The 20,514-nt window shown below is 67.8% G+C and carries 25 protein-coding genes and 1 tRNA gene; 9 read left to right on the top strand and 17 right to left on the bottom strand.

From position 1 onward, the window contains the following. The first annotated feature begins 43 nt into the window (after positions 1-43). Complete coding sequence (locus BM282_RS06970; protein WP_089878438.1) at positions 44-814, top strand: DUF547 domain-containing protein; 771 nt, start codon at positions 44-46, stop codon at positions 812-814. On the opposite strand, the gene BM282_RS06965 is transcribed toward BM282_RS06970, so the two are convergent. The 3 genes from BM282_RS06965 to BM282_RS06955 all read right to left on the bottom strand — a co-directional run bounded on the left by BM282_RS06965 (position 811) and on the right by BM282_RS06955 (position 3,968). After that, entirely contained in the window at positions 811-1,128 is a 318-nt protein-coding gene (locus BM282_RS06965) for a hypothetical protein (protein WP_245758324.1), read from the bottom strand. The two genes, BM282_RS06970 and BM282_RS06965, sit on opposite strands and share 4 nt — an antisense overlap. Next, the gene (locus BM282_RS06960; RefSeq protein WP_089878433.1) at positions 1,128-3,575 is read right to left on the bottom strand and encodes a penicillin acylase family protein; all 2,448 of its coding nucleotides are present in this window, start codon (positions 3,573-3,575) and stop codon (positions 1,128-1,130) included. The genes BM282_RS06965 and BM282_RS06960 overlap by 1 nt, the downstream gene beginning before the upstream one ends. Positions 3,576-3,638: 63 nt before the next feature. Continuing rightward, positions 3,639-3,968 carry a hypothetical protein gene (locus BM282_RS06955; protein WP_089878431.1) on the bottom strand — a complete coding sequence of 110 codons (330 nt, stop codon included), beginning with the start codon at positions 3,966-3,968 and terminating at the stop codon, positions 3,639-3,641. A gap of 52 nt (positions 3,969-4,020) precedes the next feature. Between BM282_RS06955 and BM282_RS06950 the strand changes: the two genes are divergently transcribed. Beyond that, complete coding sequence (locus BM282_RS06950; RefSeq protein WP_089878429.1) at positions 4,021-5,673, top strand: potassium channel family protein; 1,653 nt, start codon at positions 4,021-4,023, stop codon at positions 5,671-5,673. Here BM282_RS06950 and BM282_RS06945 read toward each other — a convergent pair. The 3 genes from BM282_RS06945 to BM282_RS06935 form a co-directional block, all read right to left on the bottom strand. Then, positions 5,654-6,229, bottom strand: a complete 576-nt coding sequence (locus BM282_RS06945; protein ID WP_089878426.1) for a DUF998 domain-containing protein — start codon at positions 6,227-6,229, stop codon at positions 5,654-5,656. The genes BM282_RS06950 and BM282_RS06945 overlap by 20 nt on opposite strands. 63 nt (positions 6,230-6,292) lie before the next feature. Continuing rightward, positions 6,293-7,162: a cytochrome c oxidase subunit 3 gene (locus BM282_RS06940; protein ID WP_089878423.1), complete on the bottom strand. Its 870-nt coding sequence runs from the start codon at positions 7,160-7,162 to the stop codon at positions 6,293-6,295. Between the two features lie 117 nt (positions 7,163-7,279). Continuing rightward, on the bottom strand, positions 7,280-8,350 hold the full coding sequence (locus BM282_RS06935) for a phytoene/squalene synthase family protein (RefSeq protein ID WP_089878420.1): 1,071 nt from the start codon (positions 8,348-8,350) through the stop codon (positions 7,280-7,282). A 110-nt stretch (positions 8,351-8,460) separates the two neighbouring features. Here BM282_RS06935 and BM282_RS06930 point away from each other — a divergent pair, with 110 nt between their 5' ends. Next, positions 8,461-9,609 carry an acyl-CoA dehydrogenase gene (locus tag BM282_RS06930; protein WP_089879482.1) on the top strand — a complete coding sequence of 383 codons (1,149 nt, stop codon included), beginning with the start codon at positions 8,461-8,463 and terminating at the stop codon, positions 9,607-9,609. Here the strand turns inward: BM282_RS06930 and BM282_RS06925 are convergent, their stop codons facing one another. Continuing rightward, entirely contained in the window at positions 9,610-9,930 is a 321-nt protein-coding gene (locus tag BM282_RS06925; RefSeq protein WP_089878417.1) for a DNA-binding protein, read from the bottom strand. 86 nt (positions 9,931-10,016) lie between these two features. Here BM282_RS06925 and BM282_RS06920 point away from each other — a divergent pair, with 86 nt between their 5' ends. Then, a complete protein-coding gene (locus tag BM282_RS06920) occupies positions 10,017-10,292 on the top strand; it encodes a DUF7111 family protein (RefSeq protein ID WP_089878414.1) in 276 nt (91 codons plus the stop codon). A gap of 28 nt (positions 10,293-10,320) precedes the next feature. Here the strand turns inward: BM282_RS06920 and BM282_RS06915 are convergent, their stop codons facing one another. Next, positions 10,321-11,022, bottom strand: coding sequence for a protein sorting system archaetidylserine synthase (locus tag BM282_RS06915; RefSeq protein WP_089878411.1), 702 nt, complete (start codon positions 11,020-11,022; stop codon positions 10,321-10,323). 154 nt (positions 11,023-11,176) lie between these two features. Between BM282_RS06915 and BM282_RS06910 the strand changes: the two genes are divergently transcribed. Further along, on the top strand, positions 11,177-11,638 hold the full coding sequence (locus tag BM282_RS06910; RefSeq protein WP_089878408.1) for a cupredoxin domain-containing protein: 462 nt from the start codon (positions 11,177-11,179) through the stop codon (positions 11,636-11,638). A 130-nt stretch (positions 11,639-11,768) separates the two neighbouring features. On the opposite strand, the gene BM282_RS06905 is transcribed toward BM282_RS06910, so the two are convergent. From BM282_RS06905 to BM282_RS06890, 4 genes are read right to left on the bottom strand one after another with little or no spacing between them, the layout of a single operon-like run. Next, positions 11,769-12,416, bottom strand: a complete 648-nt coding sequence (locus BM282_RS06905; RefSeq protein ID WP_089878404.1) for a 30S ribosomal protein S3ae — start codon at positions 12,414-12,416, stop codon at positions 11,769-11,771. Beyond that, on the bottom strand, positions 12,413-12,685 hold the full coding sequence (locus BM282_RS06900; RefSeq protein WP_089878401.1) for a KEOPS complex subunit Pcc1: 273 nt from the start codon (positions 12,683-12,685) through the stop codon (positions 12,413-12,415). The genes BM282_RS06905 and BM282_RS06900 overlap by 4 nt, the downstream gene beginning before the upstream one ends. After that, on the bottom strand, positions 12,682-13,875 hold the full coding sequence (locus BM282_RS06895; protein WP_089878398.1) for a hypothetical protein: 1,194 nt from the start codon (positions 13,873-13,875) through the stop codon (positions 12,682-12,684). The genes BM282_RS06900 and BM282_RS06895 overlap by 4 nt, the downstream gene beginning before the upstream one ends. A 7-nt stretch (positions 13,876-13,882) precedes the next feature. Further along, a complete protein-coding gene (locus BM282_RS06890) occupies positions 13,883-14,347 on the bottom strand; it encodes a 30S ribosomal protein S15 (protein ID WP_089878396.1) in 465 nt (154 codons plus the stop codon). 230 nt (positions 14,348-14,577) lie between these two features. Here BM282_RS06890 and BM282_RS06885 point away from each other — a divergent pair. Next, positions 14,578-14,649: transfer RNA gene (locus tag BM282_RS06885), tRNA-Ala, on the top strand. 285 nt (positions 14,650-14,934) lie between these two features. On the opposite strand, the gene BM282_RS06880 is transcribed toward BM282_RS06885, so the two are convergent. Continuing rightward, positions 14,935-15,267, bottom strand: coding sequence for a hypothetical protein (locus BM282_RS06880; RefSeq protein WP_089878393.1), 333 nt, complete (start codon positions 15,265-15,267; stop codon positions 14,935-14,937). Positions 15,268-15,391: 124 nt separating this feature from the next. On the opposite strand from BM282_RS06880, the gene BM282_RS06875 reads away from it, so the two are divergent. Then, positions 15,392-15,637 (top strand): hypothetical protein, encoded by a 246-nt coding sequence (locus BM282_RS06875; protein ID WP_089878390.1) that lies wholly within the window; start codon positions 15,392-15,394, stop codon positions 15,635-15,637. 9 nt (positions 15,638-15,646) lie between these two features. Here BM282_RS06875 and BM282_RS06870 read toward each other — a convergent pair whose 3' ends face one another. The 3 genes from BM282_RS06870 to BM282_RS06860 form a co-directional block, all read right to left on the bottom strand. Next, positions 15,647-16,378: a class I SAM-dependent methyltransferase gene (locus BM282_RS06870; RefSeq protein ID WP_089878387.1), complete on the bottom strand. Its 732-nt coding sequence runs from the start codon at positions 16,376-16,378 to the stop codon at positions 15,647-15,649. 19 nt (positions 16,379-16,397) lie between these two features. Further along, complete coding sequence (locus BM282_RS18140; protein ID WP_139229695.1) at positions 16,398-17,048, bottom strand: hypothetical protein; 651 nt, start codon at positions 17,046-17,048, stop codon at positions 16,398-16,400. A 128-nt stretch (positions 17,049-17,176) separates the two neighbouring features. Beyond that, on the bottom strand, positions 17,177-18,349 hold the full coding sequence (locus tag BM282_RS06860; protein ID WP_089878385.1) for a pyridoxal phosphate-dependent aminotransferase: 1,173 nt from the start codon (positions 18,347-18,349) through the stop codon (positions 17,177-17,179). A gap of 124 nt (positions 18,350-18,473) precedes the next feature. Between BM282_RS06860 and BM282_RS06855 the strand changes: the two genes are divergently transcribed. After that, a complete protein-coding gene (locus tag BM282_RS06855) occupies positions 18,474-19,298 on the top strand; it encodes a formate/nitrite transporter family protein (protein WP_089878382.1) in 825 nt (274 codons plus the stop codon). A 6-nt stretch (positions 19,299-19,304) separates the two neighbouring features. On the opposite strand, the gene BM282_RS06850 is transcribed toward BM282_RS06855, so the two are convergent. Further along, positions 19,305-19,607, bottom strand: a complete 303-nt coding sequence (locus BM282_RS06850; protein WP_089878379.1) for a hypothetical protein — start codon at positions 19,605-19,607, stop codon at positions 19,305-19,307. Between the two features lie 82 nt (positions 19,608-19,689). On the opposite strand from BM282_RS06850, the gene BM282_RS06845 reads away from it, so the two are divergent. Continuing rightward, positions 19,690-20,454 (top strand): DUF7289 family protein, encoded by a 765-nt coding sequence (locus BM282_RS06845; RefSeq protein ID WP_089878376.1) that lies wholly within the window; start codon positions 19,690-19,692, stop codon positions 20,452-20,454. Positions 20,455-20,514 lie beyond the last annotated feature (60 nt).

The following is a 20,514-nucleotide window of genomic DNA, read 5'->3' as shown; positions in this document are numbered from 1 at the left end:
CACGCCCAGTCGGTTTAATCGACTGTCGTTCTAACCGACGCGCGTGTACGCTCCGTCGTTCTCCTCGCCCTCCGTCGACCCCGCGTCGCTGTCGGCGCGGTACCTCCTCGCGGTCCGCACCGGCGACGGAGCCGCCGCGACCGACGCGCGCGAACGACTCTCCGCTATCGACCCCGCGACGCTCTCGCGATGCCTCCCCGACGACGCCCACCGGACGGCGTTCTGGCTGAACGTCTACAACGCCGTCGTGCAGGAGCGTCTCACCGAGCGTCCGGAGGCGTTCGACCGGCGGACCCGGTTCTTCCGCCGCGACCAGGTTCCCGTCGCGGGCCGCCTACTCAGTCTCGACGACGTCGAACACGGCATCCTCCGACGGTCGATGCTCTCGTGGGGACTGGGCGACCTCCCGCGGCCGTTCCCCGACGGGTTCGAGCGCGCGAACCGCGTGGACGAACGCGACTTCCGGGTTCACTTCGCGCTGAACTGCGGCGCGGCGAGTTGCCCGCCCATCGCGGTGTACGGCCCCGAGACGATAGACCGTGACCTCGACTGGGCGACGGAGGGCTACCTCCGGTCGGCCGTCGACTACGACGCCGGCGCCGGCGTCGCCCGCGTCCCGCGACTGTTTCTGTGGTACCGGGGCGACTTCGGCGGCGGAGCGGGTATCAGAGAGATTCTCCGACGGTACGACCGGGTACCCGAGGACGCCTCGCCGAAACTTCGCTACCACGGCTACGACTGGTCGCTGTCGCTCGGCGAGTACGCGACGGACCGCCGCGGCGGGGACTCCGATTCGCCCGAGTCGTCCGACTAACCCAGCGCCCGGGTCCCGACCGCTGCGACGGGTGCGAGCAACGCCGCGACGAGTGTGAGGAGCGGAACCGGTCCCGCCTCGACCCAGACGCCGAGCGCGCCGTTCCACGCCAACCACGCGGCGAACGCGGCGACGAGGACGAACGAGAAGGTGAGGCCGAGGACGAACGCTCGGGTGACCGAAGACGAGACGACACCGACGAGAACGCCCGCGGCGACGATGCCCGTCCAGTGGACGCTGCCGGCGAGGAGTCCGACGACGAACACGGCGAGGAGAGCCAGTTCGGCGTAGCGCCCCGTCCGGACCGCGTCCATCACGTCGACGCCTCCTCGGTCCCGAAGACGATGTCCGGGGGACCCGTCGGCGCGTCCAGCGACATCGGCTTGTACGCGCCCGTCGCCCACTCGTCGAGTTGGTCGTGGTAGTGCGGCGACCAGAAGACGCCGCTCTGGCCGCCCGGAATCACGCCGAGCGAAACGTCCTCGTCGGCCGTCTCGCCGAACGCGACGACCATCCGCCAACTGCTCCCGACGGGACTGTCGCCCGCGCGGTAGTTCGAGACGGTGTACGCCGACCCGTCCATCGGTCGCTCCGGCCAGTTCAAGAACGCGCGGTCGAACGGGTGGGCCAGGTCGAGTCGGTTCACGTCGCCGTACGTCTCGTCTCCGTCCTGGTCGATTCGCTCGGCGACCCGTTCCATCGCCGTCGCCGCCGCGTCGGCGCGCGTCTCCGTCTCCGCCGTTCGCACGTCGTCGAACCACCGCGCGTCCGCGGGGAGCGTCTCGGTCACGTAGGGGGTCGGGTGGTACGAGTCGTCCAGTCCGACGGCACCGAACTCGTCGCCGAACGTCGCGTTCACGAACTCGGCTCTGAACAGACGGGCGACGAGCGCTCCCCGACTGTCGGCGCGCATCTCGCCGTCCCAGCGGTCGAGTTCGGCGACGAGTTCCCGGGCCTCGGGCGAGAGACCGTCGGCGGTGCGTGCGATTCGCGCGAACGACGCGCCCGCCCGCGACGCCGCGTCTCGCTGGAGCGTCTGCATGTCGTCCGCCGTCGCCCCGGCGTCGGCGACGGCGTCGAGTCGGTCGTAGATGCGCGCGCCGCGGTACGGTTCCGCGTAAGTCGCACTCGTTCCGACGTAGAACGGCGGGTCGTCTATCGTTCGCTGGTTCGCGGAGGCGAGCACCGCCGGGTCGTCGACGTGCGGAATCGACTCGAACGGGACGAACCCCGACCACGAGGAGGTGCCGTACGGCGTGTAGCCCGGCCACTCGCCCTCGCCCGCCGAACCGTCGAATATCCGGTCGCCGCGGACGACGTCGCCGTCCGTCACCCTGAGCGGATAGCGTCCGGCGGGGTAGTACAGCGTCCGGCCGTCTCGCGTCGCCGCGACGAAGTTCTGCGCAGGCACGTCCCAGATGCGGAGGGCGTCGCGAACGTCGGCCATCGTCTCCGCGCGGTTCAGTCGGTAGACGCCGAGCGATTCGTTCGTCGCGGAGAACCCGGGCCAGGCGATGGCGACCTCCCGACCCTCGCGTTCGACGACGGGGCCGTGGACCGTCTTTCGCACCTCGACGGTCACGTCGGGCGCGCCGGCGACGGAGATGGTCTCGGTCTTCGTGTCGTAGTCGCGGTACTCGCCGTCGTACAGGTACTGCCCGTCCCGCGTCTCGTAGGTGTAGGCGTCGGTGAAGTCGCCGCCGACGTTCGTGACGCCCCACGCCACGTCGGTCGTCCGGCCGATGATGACGAACGGGACGCCGGGGAAGGTGACGCCGCGCGCGTTCGTCGAGTCGTCCGCGACGCCGCCGCCGACGCTGGTGTGCATCTCGTACCAGACGGACGGGACGGTCAGCGAGAGGTGCGGGTCGTTCGCGAGCATCGGCCTGCCCGTCGCCGTCGCCGCGCCCGACAACACCCAGTTGTTCGACCCGATGCCCTGCTCCGTCTCGAACGGTTCGAGAGCCTCGTAGAGCGCCGCGAAGTCGCCAGCCGAGTCACCGTCGGCCGCCCCGTCCCGTGCGTTCACCGCGACGGCTTCGGCGTCGAACGGGTCGGCGTCCGACTCGCCTCTGACCACCGGGACGTCGTGCGCCAACGCGTCCGGGTAGAGTTCGGCCGTCGCCTCGGGGCCGAGTCGGGACCGAACCGTCGCTCGGCGGAGGTCGGCGAAGTTACCGGAGAGCCGCCAGGAGATGAGTTTGCCGACGAGGAGCGTATCTGTCGGGTGCCAGCGCGTCGGTTCGTAGCCGAGGAGGGCGAACTCCGGCGGATGCGCTCCGGCGTCGACGTAGCGATTCACGCCGGCGGTGTACGCTTCGAGGTGTGGGCCCGCCTCGGTCCGCCGCAACTCCGCCCACGACGCCGCCGCGGCCGTCTGGAAGTCCATCTGTCGGTAGAAGCGGTCCGACTCGACGGCCCGTTCGCCGAACGCCGCCGAGAGGGTGCCGCCGACGAGGCGGCGCTGGAGGTCCATCTGGAACAGTCTGTCCCGCGCCTGAACGTAGCCGACGGCGTAGTACAGCGCCTCCTCGTTCTCGGCGTCGACGTGCGGGACGCCGTAGTCGTCGTAGCGGACCGTCGCCGTCCCGTACGGACTCGCGACGCGTTCTGCACCCGTGGCCGGGCCCTGCTGGACGCTGTCGAACGCGTCGCCGGAGAACGGGGCGGCGAGTCCGAGGTACGACCCGCCGAGAACCGTCGAGGCGACGACGGCGGCGGCGCACCCGACGGCCACGACGGCTCTGAGAGCGGTGTTCATTCCCGTACCGAGGTGTCAACGGTGAATAACCATTGCGACAGTTGTCCGTTTCCGCGTGACGACTCAGCGACCGAGCGACGTGAGCACCGCGAGGAACAGCAGATACGCGGCGAGTCCGGCGGCGAGGACGGTGGCCGCGACGGAACCGACGAGGGCGACGGCGACGGCGACGCCGAGGAGTCCGACGGCGACCGAGGCGAGTTGGACCCGCGGACGGTCCCACACGGCCCGTACGCGGGCCGCACGGAGCGACAGGAGCGCTTCGAGGGCGAGCGCGCCGAGTGCACCGACGGCGACGGCGAACGGCGTCACGGGCGCGTCGAGAGCGACGACGACGGCGACGGTGGGGACGAGCACGGCGAGTGCCGCGACTGCGTCACGACGACGGCCCATACCGGACGGAGGGATGATGGGGTTTTAGCCCCCCGGGTTCTACCGGCCGGGTATGGTCGACGGCCCCTCTGAGACGCTGTCGGGTGCCAAGCGACGCCTCCTGCTGTATCTCTCTGCGGTGGCGGTGCTGATGCTCTCGTACGCGCTCCTCTATCAGTGGGGGATGGCGACGTTCGAGGGACGCCCCGTGACGTTCGTCGAGGCCTTACACGTCGTCGTCGAGACGTTCACGACGACGGGGTACGGCGAGGACGCCTCGCAGTGGACGACCGACGCGATGAAACTCATCACGATTCCGATGATGCTGTCGGGCGTCACGGTCATCTTTCTCACCCTCCCGCTGTTTCTCGTCCCGTTGGTCGAGGAGGCGCTCCGAACCGCGCCGCCGACGACGACGGACCGAACGGGTCACGTCATCGTCTGCACGTTCACCTCCCGCGGCGACACCCTCGTCGAGGAACTGGAGTCGCGCGACGTGCCGTACGTCGTCGTCGAGGAGGACCGCGCGACGGCCCAACGCCTGTCGGCGGACGGCTACGAGGTGGTCCACGGCAACCCCGAGTCGGTGGACACGCTCGAAGACGCGAACGCGGCGGCGGCGATAGCGCTCGTCGCAGACGACGACGACGAGACGAACGCCTCCATCATCCTCTCGGCCAAGCAGGCCGCCCCCGACCTGCGCGTCATCAGCCTCATCGAAGACGCGACGCTCTCGGACTACCACCGCTACGCGGGCGCGGACGAAGTCGTCTCGCCGCGGCGCATCCTCGGCGAGAGCCTCGCGCGGAAAGCCGCCTCGCCCATCGCCTCGGACATCGACGACGCCGTCGAGATAGGGGACGACTTCGAGGTGGCCGAGATGCTGGTCCAGCGCGGGTCCGCGCTCGAAGGCGACACCATCGCCGAGAGCGACATCGGCCGCCGGACCGGCGTGAACATCATCGGCGCGTGGTTCCGCGGCGAGTTCGTCACGCCGCCGGACCCCGACGCCGTCGTCGACGAACACACCATCCTCCTCGTCACCGGTCGCGAACGGCAACTGGAGCGTCTGAACGCGCTCACGCGCTCGGAGACGCGGCGGTTCAGCCGCGGGAACGTCGTCATCGCGGGTTACGGCGAAGTCGGGGCGACGGCGGCGGACGCCCTCGTCTCCGGCAACGTCCCGAGCGTCGTCGTCGACGAACGCGAGATGCCGGGCGTGGACGTCGTCGGCGACGTGACGGACAGACAGACGCTTCTCTCGGCGGATATCCACGAGGCGCAGAGCATCGTCCTCGCACTCGACGACGACACGACGGCCATCTTCGCGACGCTCGTCGTCAAGCAGGTGTCCCCCGAGACGGAGGTCATCGCCCGCGCGAACGACGCCGAGAACATCGCGAAACTCTACCGGGCGGGCGCGGAGTACGTCCTCGCGCTCTCGACGGTCAGCGGGCGTATCCTCGCGTCGAACCTCACCGAAGAGGAGGTCATCGCCCCGCAGTCGCAGGTCGAAATCGTGCGGACGTCCGCCCCGCAGCTAGCGGGGCAGACGCTGGCCGAGGCGGACGTGCGCGCGCGGACGAACTGCACGGTCATCGCCGTCGAACGCGACGGCGACCTCCTCACGGAGATCGGCCCGGAGTTCGTTGTCCGGACCGACGACACCCTCGTCGTCGCCGGGACCGACGACGACATCAACGAGTTCAACGCCGTCTGCGGCTGACCCGCGTCCGAAGCGGCGCGACGGGCGAGAGTCCGACCACCCACACCGCGAGCGACACCGCGCCGACGAACTCCGGAACGGCGATTCCCGACCCGACGTCGAGCGTCCACCAGAGCGGCCACGCCGCGAGGGAGACGGCGGCGAGGACGAACGAGACGCGTCCGGTCGTCGTCTCGCGGCGACGCACGCCGTCGACGCCGAGCGTCAGCGTGAGCAGGAGGAAGAACGAGACGGCCGCGGGGTAGTGCGCCGCGGTGTCGGAGGGGAAGACGCCCACGAGAATCATCGCCACCGCGCAGAGCGTGTAGCAGACGGCGACGGCGCGGTCGGCCGTCCAGAGCGCGAGCGAGTAGCCGAGAGCGACGAGGCCGCCGACGGCGAGACCACCGTTGAAGAGGAGTGCCGTCGCGGGCGCGACGCCGAGGTCCGAGAGCGCGCTCTCGGCCCACGAGAACGTCGCCGAGACGGCGGTGGCGACGAGGATGGCCGAGAGCGCGAAGACGGCACCGACCGGGCCGGCGAGGCGGGAGACGCGGCGAAGAGACTGAGCAGTCACGGTGGAGCGTCGTCCCGGGAGAACGAAAGTTTCGGGGTCGCGGTGCGCCGGCGGTCGACGCGGTTAGAACGCGCCGGTGCCGATCTCCGCGCCGACGTAGAGGACGACGACGAGGAACACCCACACCACGTCCACGAAGTGCCAGTACATCGACGCCGTACTGACGGAGACGTGACGTTCCGCGGAGTACTGTCCGGCGAGTGCGCGGACGAAGACGATACCGAGGAGGACCGCGCCGAGACTGACGTGCAGGCCGTGCAGGCCCGTCAGGCCGTAGAACGCCGACCCGAACAGTCCCGAGACGAGGGTGAACTCCTCGTGGATGATGAACTCGTAGTACTCGTACACCTGCCCGCCGATGAAGATGACACCGAGGAGCAAGGTGGCTGCGAGCCAGCCGAGGAACTTCTTCCGGTCGTTATTTCGAATCGCACCGTGCGCCCAGTGGAGCGTGACGGACGAGACGATCAGGATGGCGGTGTTGATGAGGACGAGCGACCCCGTCAACTCGGGGACGCCGACCAGCACCTCGGACCAGTCGCCCGCTCTGATGTAGAAGTAGTACCCGAACAGTGCGCCGAACGTGCCGAGTTCGGACCCGAGGAACGCGACCATTCCCCAGCGGAGTTTGTTCGCGCCCTTCTCCGAGGCGTCGCGCGACCAGAAGTGGCTCACGAACGCGTGGTAGACCCACCCGTACAGGCCGGCGAGGAAGATGCCGATACTCGCGACGAACGCGGCAGGTCCAACCAGCGAACCGACGATTGCGTTGTCCCCGCGACTGAGGATGTAGAGACCCGCACCGGCGTAGATTCCTGCCGCGCCGATTGCGGTGACGAACGGCCACCAACTCGCCTCACCGAACCCGCGAGGCCAGTCCTCGACGGCGGGGAGGTGGTGCCCGTGGTCGTCGTGTGCTTCTTCGGTACCCATAGGCGGGACTAGCCAGCGAACTACTAAAAATCCTCCCAAGTCGCGGTGGGGGTCGGCGGACGTGCGACCGGGAGAAGTGCCGTCGCCGTCCGGGGGGATGCCGTCGCCGTCCGAACGTCAGTCCGCCCGCGTCGGCACGCGGTGGTACGGTTCGGCCGCTATCTGTTCGCGCATCTCCGCGAGTGCGTCGCGCCCGGCGTCGCCGGACATCTCCGAGACGACGGCGAACACCTCCTGTCGGGACACCTTCACGCCTGTCTTCGAGAGGGCGTCCTCCGGCCGCGCGAGGAGTTCTCTGAGCGTCCCCACCGAGAGGAGGAACGGCACCGCCCACGCCGCGAGGGTGTTGCCGTCGGTGGTGGGCACCGTCTCCAGATACGTCTGCGCGTCGTCGAGGAACGACGAGGCATGTTCCGCGGTGCGGCGGACGACGGACGACGCCGCCTCCTCGTGTTCGGGGGCGACGACTTCGTCCTGCGGGACGCCCTCTTCGTTCAGCCACTCCGCCGGGAGGTAGACGTTGTTCTCGGCGGTGTAGTCGTCGTAGACGTCCTTCGAGATGTTGACGAGTTGGAGCAACAGACCGAACTGTTCGGCCGTGTCGTACAGACGCCGACGACGCTCCGCCGCGATGTCGCCGCGGGTGACGAGGTTCGTGATGAGGTTGCCGACGGTGCCCGCCGCGTAGTAGCAGTACTCTTCGAGTTCGTCGCCTGACTGGATTCGCAGGCCGCCGGTGTCGTCGTACCGGTCGACGAACAGCGCCATCCCCTGGACGAGTTCGCGGGCGGGGGGTGTCACCGCCTCGCGGACGTCCTCCGGGAGGCCCTCTAACGTGCGAATCACGCGGGGCGAGTCGCGGACGACGCGCCAGTCTTCGTTCATCTCCTCGGGGAGATGCGGCTCCACGACGGCCACGAACTCCTCGACGGCGGTGTCGTCGTCGGGAGCCAAGACGGCGTCGTACGTTCGTAAGATATCCGCCTGTGCCGACGGCGGAATGTGAGAGGCGTCCTCGACGGTGTCGGCGATTCGGCAGACGAGGTAGCCGACGCAGATGTAAGACGACATGGGTTCGTCGAGGACGTCCACGGTCAGTGCGAAAGTGCGAGAGACCCCCTGAACCGCCTCGTGACACCATTCGAGGTCAGTTCGGTCGACCTGGGGACGTTCATCCTGCTGAGACATTCGGAGTGTAACTCCCTACGGAATGGGGACTAAAAAGTTTCGTGGGGATTCAGTCGCTCTCGGCCGGTCCGGAGAGACAACGTAAAGTAACGACGATGATAGACTCTCGTATGGATTTCGCGCTCTCCGCGGAGCAGAGACAGATACGCGACATGGTGGCCGAGTTCGTCGACGAGGAGATTCGGCCCCGTGCGGCGGAGATAGACGAGACGGACGAGTTCCCCGCGGACCTGGTGTCGGAGATGGCCGAACTCGGCCTCATGGGGATGCCGTTCCCGGAGGAGTACGGCGGCGCGGGACTGGACTACCACTCGTACGCCATCGGCCTCGAAGAGATTTCGCGAGGCTCCGGTGGCCTCGGCACCGTCGTCGCCGCGCACACCTCGCTGGCGGGCAACATGCTGTACGAGTTCGGGAACGAAGAACAGAAGCAGGAGTACCTGACGCCGTTGAACACCGGCGAGGACATCGGCGCGTTCGCCCTCTCGGAGGCCGGCGCGGGCAGCGACGTCCCCGCGATGACGACGACGGCGACGAAAGACGGCGACGAGTACGTCGTCAACGGCGGGAAACTGTGGATATCGAACGGCTCCGTCGCCGACACGGTGACGCTGTTCGCGAAGACGGACCCCGACGCGGGTAACAAGGGCATCTCCTCGTTCGTCGTCCGCCCCGAGGAGGACGACGGCTTCGTCGTCGAGGGGACGGAGCACAAACTCGGCGACAAGGGCTGTCCGACGGCCGAACTCCGCTTCGACGACATGCGCATCCCCGAGGACCGCTTGCTCGGCGAGGAGGGGCGCGGGTTCGTCCACGCCCTGAAGACGCTCAACGGCGGGCGAATCACCATCGCGGCGCGGTCCGTCGGCATCGCGCGCGCGGCCCTCGAAGACGCCTTGGAGTACGCCGACGACAGAGAGCAGTTCGACCAACCCATCGCCGAGTTCCAGGCTATCAAGCACAAACTCGCCGACATGGACACGAAGGTGCAGGCCGCCACGTTGCTCATGCACAAGGCCGCCGACCTGAAAATCCGCGGGGAACCGTACATCAAGGAGGCCGCGCAGGCGAAGTTGTACGCCTCGGAGATTAGCCGCGAAGTCGCCAACGAGGGGATACAGATTCACGGCGGCTACGGCTACACCAGCGACTTCCCCGCGGAGCGCTACTACCGCGACGCCAAACTCAACGAGATATACGAGGGCACGAGCGAGATTCTCAGGAACACCATCGGCGACCGACTCCGCGCGGAGAAGTAGTCAGTCGTCTCGCTCTTCCGTCACCGTCCGTTCTTCCGTCGCCGTCCCATCCCGGACGCGTTCCGAAAGCCACGCGTGGTACGCCTCCACCGTCGCCGCCCCGTAGTCGGTGAGCGCGTACACGTCGTAGATGCCCTCCGTGCGGCGTTCGAGGTGTCCCTTCGAGACGAGTGCGTCGAGCGTTCCGTAGAACGACTGCGGGTCGATTCGGGCGTCGTAGTACGACTCCAGTCGTGTCTTCAGTTTCTGTCCACGGAGTTCGCCCGCGTCGTAGAGGATAGCGCAGAGGTCGCGGCGACGTCCGCTCTGGAACCACGGCATGGGTGGACATCGGCCGAGGGACACACGACACTTTCGTTCCCGCGCGAACCGGTAGTTTCGATTACCGCGACTCCCTACGTCGACCCATGACCGACAGCGAGGTGACGGCGAACGACATCACCGCCCGCTACTACGAGACCGACTCCGAACGGATGCTCACGTTCGAGAGAGGCGGACAGACGGCCGCCGTCGCGCAGAACCGCGAGGGGTACGCGATGCTGAAGGTTCGTCCGGCCCCCGACGGCGACGAACTCGAACGCTACTACGGGTTCGACATGGCCCTCGACCACGCCGCCGAACTCCTCGGCGTCTCGCCGCACGACCTGCCCGTGCCCGAAGACGCCGAAGACATGGGGATGTAACCGTCGACCGGGCCGGTCTCCGACCGACTCAGTCCCGACGCCAGTAGAACATCGGCCCCAAGAACAGGTACGAGAGCGCGAGGAACAGCAGTCCGAACGCGAACCCCTCTCCTAACTCCCCGGCGACGCGCCGCCCCCACTCGCCCGAGAGCAGAATCGCCAGCGCCTGCACGACGCCCATCACGACTGCGTCCTGCGCGTGCAGGTCCGGGTAGGTGATGGTCGTCACCATCAGGACGGCGAGGAGGTAGACGAGCGGAACCAACACGACCGGTTGCGTGAACCCCGCGAGGACGCCCGCGGAGAGGATAGTCGCCGCGAGCGTCGTCTGGACGCCCTCCGTCTCGGCGAGGTCGCTGTCGTAGGCGGTGTACAGTCCCAATCGCGTGACCGCCGCGGCGACGAACAGCGCGGACCCGGCGAGGGCGACGGCGACGAGCAGGTCGTCGGAGCGCCACACCTCCAGCACGCCGACGGCGACGAGGAGGGCCGGTGCGACGCCGAACGAGGCCACGTCGGCCAGCGAGTCGAGGTACTCGCCGACCGACGTTCCGCCGCGTCGACGGGCGATGACCCCGTCGAGGGCGTCGGCGATGGCGGCGAGGAGGATGAGGCGGGCCGCGAGCGTGACGCTCACCGTCGCCGCGACGGCGGCGAGGAAGCCGAGGGCGGCGTTAGCGACGGTCACCGCGTCGGCCAGGCCCATCTTGCCGACGAAGCGGGGCTTCATACAGTCGGCGTGGACGACCGACGCTTTACGTTTTTATATCGACCGCGGGCGGAGCACGGACTCGACGCCCGTTCGCGGACACGCCACCCGTTCGCGAACCGAATTCGAGACGCCGACCGCGCCGCATTTATCCGTCGACCCCTGACGTCCGACCATGTACGAACGGAACCGCGTCGAGGCGTCGCGCCGCCGGTTTCTCGCCGGTCTCGGCTCCGTCGCCGCCGCGGGACTGGCTGGCTGTACGACCGCCGGACAGGGCGACTACGACGTGGGGATGACCGCCGTCGCGTTCGACCCCCCGACGCTCACCGTCGCCGTCGGCGACGAAGTCGTCTGGCGGAACACGAGTTCGCGCGGCCACACCGTCACCGCCTACGACGACCGGATTCCCGAAGAGGCGGAGTTCTTCGCCACCGGCGGGTTCGAGAACACCGAGGAAGCCCGCGACGCGTTCAACAACCGCGTCGAGGGACTCATCCAGAGCGGCGAGTCGTTCTCGCACACGTTCGAGGTGCCCGGCGAGTACCAGTATCTCTGCATTCCCCACGAACAGAGCGGGATGGTCGGCACTATCGTCGTCGAGGAAGCAGGCGAGACGACGACCGACTCCGCGTAGTCGACGCGGCGTCGACCTGCGCGAGGGTCAGTGCTGCGACGGCGGTGAGTACGTCGTGCGAGTCAGAGAGCGGTCGCTGGCGGCCGTGAGAAATGGTGAGAATCGGGTGTCGAGTCGCTGTCGAAGACGCTTACGCTTCGTCGACGGCGACGTCTTCTTCGTCGACGTCCACGGCGGCCTCTTCCTCGGCGGCGACCTCTTCGGGACGCGCTTCGAGGGTGAGCTTCTGGACCTCAACCCGGCGGAGCGGGTAGATGGTCTTGGCCTCGCCGTAGATGGCCGAGGAGAGGCGTCCGTCGACGACGGCGCTGTCGACGAGTTCCTCGAAGGTGCGCTCTTCGGCGGCCTCTTCGACGTAGTCGATCATGACACGGCGAATCGCCTTCTCCTGACTGCGGTCGGCCTTCTTCGTCGTGAACGCCACGGGCTGAATCTGGACGCGGTAGTCGTCCTTCGTCAGCACCGTGATGCTGGCCGAAATCTTCGACGCGCCGCGGCGGACGAGACTACGGAGGTAGTCGCGCGCGAGTTCGTGCTTGACGAACTCGGTGTACGCCGCGTCGCTGGACACGTCGTTCACCTTGAAGGTGAGCTTCGTGTTGTTCGCGCCCTGGTCGCCGGTGAGGTCACCCAGGGTGACCTCGATGGTTCGACCGTCGACCTTCTCCGGTTCGTCGGCCATGGTCTCTCCCAGTTCTTCGCGGTCGAACTGCTCCGGCGCGATGAGAGTGTACCATCGCTTGCCACGCTTCTGCTTCGAGACTGATCGTTCGCTCATATGTTGTTGGTTACTGTGTCGATGACGGCGTCTGCCACCGTCAGATTGACCACGGTGTCGTCCACCGTGGACTGAAGCCCGCCGGTCGTCTCCCGTTCGATGTCCGTCACGAGGGTGTCTCCCTCGACGGTCATCCGAATGGAGTCGGTGTTGTCCGGACGAAGCGCGGCCGCCACCACGTCGGCGGCGTCGTGCGTCGTCCGCAGGCGGGCGGTGCGAGAGGGGGACTCTGCCCCGCTTCCGTCTCGCTCGTTGTGTGCGTTCGTCACGTCGATGCCTCCCTCACTGCTGCGATGATGTCCGCCTCCTCGGTGTCCGCGTCGAACCTGACGACCGCTCGCGTCGCGTCGCCCGTCCACGCGCCGTCCTGACCGCCGAACTCCTCGGCGAGGGTGGACGCCGCGTCCGCCGCGCCGCGTTCGACCGCGGCGAGTGCCGCCACCCCGCGGCCGACGACGAGTGTCGTCGGTTCGGGTGCGCGGAAGTCGCGGGCGAGTCGGGCGACGGTGGCGAGACGGCCGACGTGTTCGGCCACCTCGTCGGTGGCGCGAACGACGTGGACGCCCTCGTAGCGGCCCGTGTGCGCCTCGCGGAGCGTGCGGTGTGCGGCGGCGGCGTGGTCGCGCCACGCCTCCAGCGCGGGGACGCGCGCGTCGTGTCCGAGTGCGAGAGCGACGCCGGTACCGGGCCGTTCCCGCGCGACGGCGTCCAACACGTCGGCGTAGCCGCCGAGCGTCGTGAACGGCGCGTCGGGCGTCGTGTACGGGTGCAGTGCGCGTTCGACCGCCTCGGCGGCGCGTTCGGTCGCGTCGTCGTCGCCGGCCACGTCCAGTGCGACGAGCGACGCCAGCGTCCGATGCGCCGCGGCGTCGAGTTCCGCGGGCAGGTCGAGTTCCGCGAGGACGGCGGTGGCCGCCTCCCGGTCACCCGAGAACGACGCGTGCGCGAGCGTCGTGTGCGCGAGTCCGTCCGCGAGGTCCGAGACGGGAGCGGCGACGCCGGGTCGCCGCCCGACGGCACCCGTCTCTTCGGCGACGGAGAGCAGACTGCCGTCCGCCGCGCCCGGGTGTTCGCCGGCGGCGACGACGCCCGCGAGTGCGAGGACGGGGTCCGGCCCCGACTCGCCCTCGGGTGTCAACGCTTCGGCGACTTCGTGCGCACGCAGGCTCGTCGTTCCGTCGCCCAGTGCGACGGTGGCGTCCGCGCCCGGGACGTCGAGTCCGACGGCGACCAGTACCCCGTCGTCCGACGGTGCGCCCGCCTCGCTGGCGAAGGCACCGGCGCGGACGTGGAACGGCACGTTCGCGCGTCGGAGTGCGCGAGCGAGCAGCCCCCCGGCGGCGAGTGCGTCGCCGTCGGCGCGACAGACGACTCGGACGAACGAGGCGTCCGAGAGCGTAGCCGCGACGCTCGATGCGGGGGCGTCCGGCGCGTTGGTCGGGTCGGGTCGTGCGGACACGTCTCAGTTATTCGAGGAGTTCGACGGCGACGTCGTAGCTGTAGGTGAAGTCCTCGTCGAGTTCGTCGCCACGGTAGTAGTTGACGAGGCGGCGAATCTTCGACTCGGTGTTCTGGAGTGCGCGCTTGTTCTGCTTGTCCTGCGCGTTCTCTTCCATGTGCTCGCGGAGACGGATGGCGCGCTCCATGAGGTTCCGAAGGTCCTCCGGAAGCTCGGGTGCGGCGTCGTTCTCTTCGAGGATGGTGGTGACTTTCTTACCGGTCGCCAGTTTGACGTCGGGGACGGGGGTACCTTTGACGCCTCCATCGCGAAGCTTCAGCCCAATCTGGCTGGGGTCGTGACCCTGCTCCGCGAGTTCGACGACGCGGGCTTCGATGTCTTCTGCGTCGACGTCACTCCACTCCGGGGGTTCGTCTGCCACGGGCTTGTCCGAACCGGACGTGCCGCGGCGGCGGGTGTGCATTCGTGCCATTGTTGAAATTGGAACGGCACAGACCGCAGAAAGGCGTATTCGCGACCGACGACTGTCGGTCGGACACTTCCGCAATCCCAAGCCACGAGTCGTGGCGAGTCAGATTTGCGGCCGTGCTGTTCCCGTGTGTACCCACCTCCGACCGAGTGAAAAGGGTTGCGACACTCGCCGTGCGAAGTTCGAGTCGAAGGCCTTAATACCGGGACCGGGGAACGATTGAATGCGTTCGCGGGCTCGTAGATCAGTGGTAGATCACTCCCTTGGCATGGGAGAGGCCCCGGGTTCAAATCCCGGCGAGTCCACTCACATCCTTCCGTCGCTACGCTCCGTCAGTCGTTCGTGGACTCGCCGTAGTGCCACTCACTTCGCTCGCGGCACTCCCGACGAGTCACCGATGCTTTCTCTCGACACTATCGACGAGCGGTGCGAGTCGCGTGTGCCGAGTGAAATCGTGCCTGTCCGAGATTTGAACCGCAGGAGCGACCGAAGGGAGCGACGCCAGCCCAAGTCCGACCTAGCGAGTTCACAAAACGACAGTCTCTGCGGATCGCGCGAGAATCAGTAGCGAAGAAGGAGAGAGGCGCAGTTCAGACGTCAGCACACCATCCGCTCTGCGGGTTCGCCTCGGTGAACTTCGGGGAGTTCTCCCGTGCGGTGTCGTGGCAGCGCACTTGCGTTCCACGATTGGTGGGGACGCTCAGCTTGTCGTTCGCGGGTTTGTCCTCGTCCATCTCGACGGTGCCGCTGTCGCTACAGACCGGCTTCGTGATGAACTTCGACCCCTCCTCTGCACCCTCCGCACTGATGGTTCCTTTCGTCCCCTCACAAGCGGGATGTTCCTCGGCGGCCGCGGCTCCGACGCCGACGAAGGCGGCGACCAACAGTAACGCGAATGCCAGCACGACGTAGTGTATTTTCATTGGTATCTTGCCCCGAGGCAGTAATTGTTATTCAGTTAACATAAATGTTCGTAGGGGAGCAGGGAACTCATCCGTCGGATTTCGGCAACAACACTTACTGACGCCCGGCAATTCGGACGAGTCGATGAGTAGACACGACTCACGGTACGACAGACGAACGCTCCTCCGCGGCGTCGGAGCGACCCTGTTGGGCGTCGGACTCGCAGGCTGTACGTCCTCCGGCGGCGACGACGAAGAAGGCGGCGGAGAAGCGGGCGGCGAACAGGAAGGCGAAGAAGGCGACGAAGGTGGAGAAAAAGAGAGCGGCGGGCAGGAAGACGAAGAAGAAGAGAGTGGCCGCGTCGCGCCCTCGTCCGTCTCGGCGGACTGACGGACGCGGTCACGGTTCGGTCTGTTCTGGAAGGCGGAACGCGAGACTGTACATCTCGCCCGCCGACTCCGACCCGATGTCGTGGACGAGACGCGTGGTCTCTCTTCTGAACGGGTCGGCGAACTCGTCTGGGAGGCTGTCCGCCGCGTCGCGAACCATGTTCGCGTGGACGAGCACGTGGTGTCGGGTCCACGGGACGGGGTCTAACAACGTCCGTCGTCGGTCGAAGTGCCAACCGCGGCCGACGAAGAGGTCACGGACCGTCTCCGCGGCGTAGAAGGTGAGCGCCGGACGCCCGTCGGCCAACTCGCGGGCGGCGTTCGCGAGCGAGACGAGTTCGCGCATCGCCGCGTCGTCGGGAAGCGGTTCGTAGTCGTCGACGACGAGGCGGCTTCCGGGCGCGGCGACTCTGCGCAACTCGCCGACGAGCGACCCGAGCGATGAGGCGGGCACGACGTTCAGGAGGCCGTGCGCCGTGACGAGTTCGACGGCGTCGTCAGGGAGGGGAAGCGCGCGAATGTCGGCGCGGAGGACCGTCGTCCGCGTCGACTGCTCGGCGTCGAGTCGGTCGCGGACGAGTCGCGCGTGGTCGGCGTCGTTCGTGACGGCGAAGACGTGGCGCGCCCCCGCGTCTAACAGTCCGCACGTCGTGTTGCCGACGCCTGCACCGGCTTCGAGACAGACCGCACCCTCGACGGGTTGGTCTGCGAGCGCCGTCTTGACCGTGGTCGGAACGTCCATCCCGGTACTCCGTACGTCGCTATCGTAGGTTCTCCGGAACGGTGGCCCACCGGAGCGCCGCCGACGTGTTCGTCGGTGTCTCCGTCAGCGTCTCCGTTGGAGTCTCCGTCGCTGTCTCGGTCGCCGTCTCCGCTTCTGTCGCCGTCTCTGTGGCGGTTTGGGTCGCCGTCTCTGTGTTCGTCTGCGTCTCGGTCGCAGTCTCCGTCTCGGTGGCGGTTTCGGTCGCAGTCTCCGTCTCCGTCGGCGTCTCGATGGCCGTCTCGGTCGGTGCCACCGTCGGTGTCGGTCGTTCGGTCTCCGTCCGCGTATCCGTCTCTGTCCGCGTATCCGTCTCTGTCCGGGTGTCTCGCTCGGCGGTCGTCGTGCGGTCGCGGTCGGTCGGCGTAGACGCGTCGTTCTCGGTCGGGGTCTCCGCGTCGTTCGGTGGCGACGCCGTGTCCGCGTCGGACGTCTCGGTCTCGCTGTCGGACGCCGGCGTGGACGGTCGGTCGTCGGAGTCGGCGTCCGTGTCCCGCACGGTGAAGTCGTCTGTCGCTGTCGCGGTCACGTCGGCGACCTCCCCGGTGCTTGACTGAGTCACCGTCTCTCCCGAACTGACGGTCGACCCCGTCGAGACACATCCCGCGAGAAGGACGACGAGGAGGACGGCGACGGGCAGTGAGCGTCTCATTTGTCGACCGCGAGGGCAGCACCACCGAAGGTTACTCGGTCGATACCTCGGCCGTCGGACCCGTTCTGTCACCGTCTAACGTCGGGTGGCTGATTCGAATTCGTGGCGTGACGGTCCCTCGGCCGCGTTCAGCGTCGTGGCTCCGCGCGGACCATCGCCTCGAATCGGTCGAGGCCCGCGTCGATTCGTTCGACGTCGTTGGCGAAACTGAATCGGAGGTAGCCCTCGCCCGCGTCGCCGAAGGCGCTTCCGGGTGCGGCGACCACGTCGTAGTCGAACAGCAGTCGTTCCGCGACGTCCATGCTCGTCCCCGACAGCGCACTCACGTCGACGAACGCGTAGAACGCCCCTTCCGGTCGCGCCATCGAGACGCGCGGAATCTCTCCGAGGCGGGCGACGAACCGGTCACGCCGGCGTTCGAACGCCGACTTCATCTCGCGGGCGGGTTCCTCGGGACCGGTGAGTGCCGCGAGTGCGGCGTACTGCGCGGGCGAGTTCACACAGGAGGTGGTGCTCTCGTGAATCTTCGTCACCGCCGTCGTCACCGGTTCGGGGCCGGTCAGCCATCCGACGCGCCACCCGGTCATCGCGTACGTCTTCGAACAGGAGTCGACGGTGACGACGCGTTCGGGGTGGTCGGTGACGGCGGCGAGACTCGGTTGGGCGTCGTCGTAAGCGAGTCGGTGGTACACCTCGTCGGCGACGACGACGGCGTCGTAGTCGGCGGCCGCGGAGACGACCCGGTCCATCTCGTCGACGTCGAACACCCTGCCCGTCGGGTTCGACGGCGAGGTGAGGACGACGGCGGCCGTCCGGTCGGTGAGCGCCGCTATCACGCGGTCGGCGTCGAACGCGAAGCCGTCCTCCGCGGGCAGGGGCACTTCGACGGGAGTTGCGCCAGCCAACTCCGCCTGCGAGAGCGGGTTCGGCCACGCGGGCGTCGGGACGACCACCTCGTCGCCGGGGTCGGTCACCGTCAGGAGCGTCAGGTAGAGGGCCTCGACGCCGCCCGTCGTCACCACCACGCGGTCGGCGTCGGCGTCGATGCCGCGGTCGCGGAACTCCGCCGCGACGGCCTCGCGGAGGGGGTCGATACCGGCGTTCGGCGTGTAGTTCGTCTCGCCGCCGCGTGCGGCATCGACGGCGGCTTCGACGACGTGGTCGGGCGTCTGGAAGTCGGGTTCGCCGACTTCGAGGTGGACGGTGTCGTCGCCGCCGTGTTCGGCGGCGAGGTCGAACAGGCGTCGAATCTGCTGGGGTTCGATTCCGGCGACGCGGTCCGACACGGTGCGCTCGGTCATCGCTATCTGTCCGCACGGGAGCACCTTTGCTGTTGGGACGCGGCGTCGCCCGCGTTTCTCCCTCGGCACTCTCGTCGGCCGAAAGAGTGTACACGCGCCACCGAGAACAGCGCGAACACGACAGATGAGTTCTGACTCTCCGGACCCGTCGGGTGCTTCGCTCTCCTATCGGCGCATCCTCGAACGGGAGATGGAGAACGCGTTGCGGGAGATACACCGCCCCGTCGGCGGCGTCTTCCTCTCGGCGTTCGCCGCGGGACTCAACCTGAGTTTCGGCGCGCTGTTCATGGCGATGGCGCTGACGTTCTCCGGCGGGTTCGAGTCGACGTTCGTCCAGCAACTCGTCCTCGGCGGCGTCTCCTCCGTCGCGTTCCTCTTCGTCGTCGTCGGGCAGACGGAACTGTTCACCGCGCACTCGACGATGGCCGTCCTCCCCGTCCTCGACGGGCGCGCCTCGCTCTCGGAACTCGGGCGCGTGTGGGCCGTCACGTACGTCGGGAACCTCCTCGGATGCGGAGCGTTCTCGGTGCTCGCCGTCACCCTCGGCCCGGCGATGAACGTCGCCGAACCGTCGTCGTTCGGGACGCTCGCCGGCGCACTCGTCCCGTTCCCGTGGTGGGTGATTCTCCTCAGCGGCGTCGTCGCCGGGTGGCTGATGGGACTCGTGACGTGGTTGGCCGCCGCCAGTCGCGACACCGTCGGGCGCGTCCTGTTCGTCCTCCTCGTCACCGCGGCCATCGGGTTCGGCCCGTTCCACCACAGCATCCTCGGGACGACTGAGGTGCTGACGGCGGTGCTTCTCGGAGCGGGCGTCGGCGTCGGCGGACTCGGACACTTCCTGCTCTGGACGACGCTCGGCAACGTCGTCGGCGGGACAGTCTTCGTTGGCATCCTCAACTACGGCCACGTCACGCTCGGCGGCGAGGAACACGACGTGGAAGTCGAGTAAAGGATGTTACGTCTCGTCTCGCTCGGCGGCCGACTCTTCGACGACACCGCCGTCTCCGGCGACGAACGTCGGATTTTCTCGCTCTGCGATGGCTTCGAGCGCACTCGCGATTCGCTCGACGCCGCCGACGAACCGGGAGAACGCCTGCACGAGGTAGTACGCGAGGACGAGACTGTAGACGAACGCACAGAACATGACGCCCAAGAGAATCTGTCCCGCGATGACGACTGCGTACGCGAGGACGAGGAAACAGAGGAGGGCGAGGGCGATTTTCGTTCGACGGGAGAGCGTGGGGGGCGTCGAGGACATGACTGGCAAGTGAACTGTACGCGGTATCAATCTTGTTATCGCCGACACCACAGTTAATTACCCCCTCGCTGTACGAGTCGATGTGTCTCTGCAGGCAGACAGTCGTGGAGTCAGTGAGGTCATCGGGTTCGTCCTGATATTCGGACTCGTCCTCGCCTCCGTCGGAACGGTGTACGCCTTCGGGGTGGGGGAACTCCGCGACGTACGCGACTACGAACGCGTGAACAACGCCGAACGCGCCTTCGAGGTGTTCGCCGACAACGTCGCCGACGTCGCCCTCCGCGGCGCGCCCAGTCGGGGAACCGAACTCAAACTCGCCGACTCCTCGCTCGAACACGGCGAGACGACGATGAACGTCACGCTCGACGCGACACCGGGGCCGGGCGCGGACGTGAACAACTCGACGGGTCCCGTCTCGGTGTCGCCCGTTTCGATGACGCTTCACGACGGCAGCGAACTCAGATACGCCTCGGGCGCCGTCGTCCGAGTCGACGGCGACGGCCGACCCCGGATGGTTCACGAACCCGACTTCGTCCTCGAAGAGGACAGGGCCGTCGTCCAACTGATCCGGACCCTTCCGGGGGAGACCGGACAGGTCGGCGGCGAACGAATCGCCCGCATTCGGACGGTCCAGACGTCCCGTTCGACGCTGTTGGCCAGAGAGAACCCCGTGACGCTTCGGTTCAACGTCTCCTCGCCGTACGCCGCCGCGTGGGGCGACTACTTCGAGTCCGAGGGGTTCGACTGCGACCCGTACACCGCGTCCTCGACGAACGTCGTCTGCGACGCGGACGGCATCTCCCGGGTGTCCGTCGTTCGCGTCACCGTCGAGACGACGTTCGAGTGAGGTTGGTGTGACCGAGAGCGTCGCCGAGACGGCGTCGCGACGACGCCGCGGCCCCGTCCG

Origin of the sequence: Halogeometricum limi (assembly GCF_900115785.1) — an archaeon.
In the GTDB taxonomy this organism is placed as follows: domain Archaea; phylum Halobacteriota; class Halobacteria; order Halobacteriales; family Haloferacaceae; genus Halogeometricum; species Halogeometricum limi.
This window is presented reverse-complemented; position numbering and strand designations above follow the sequence as displayed.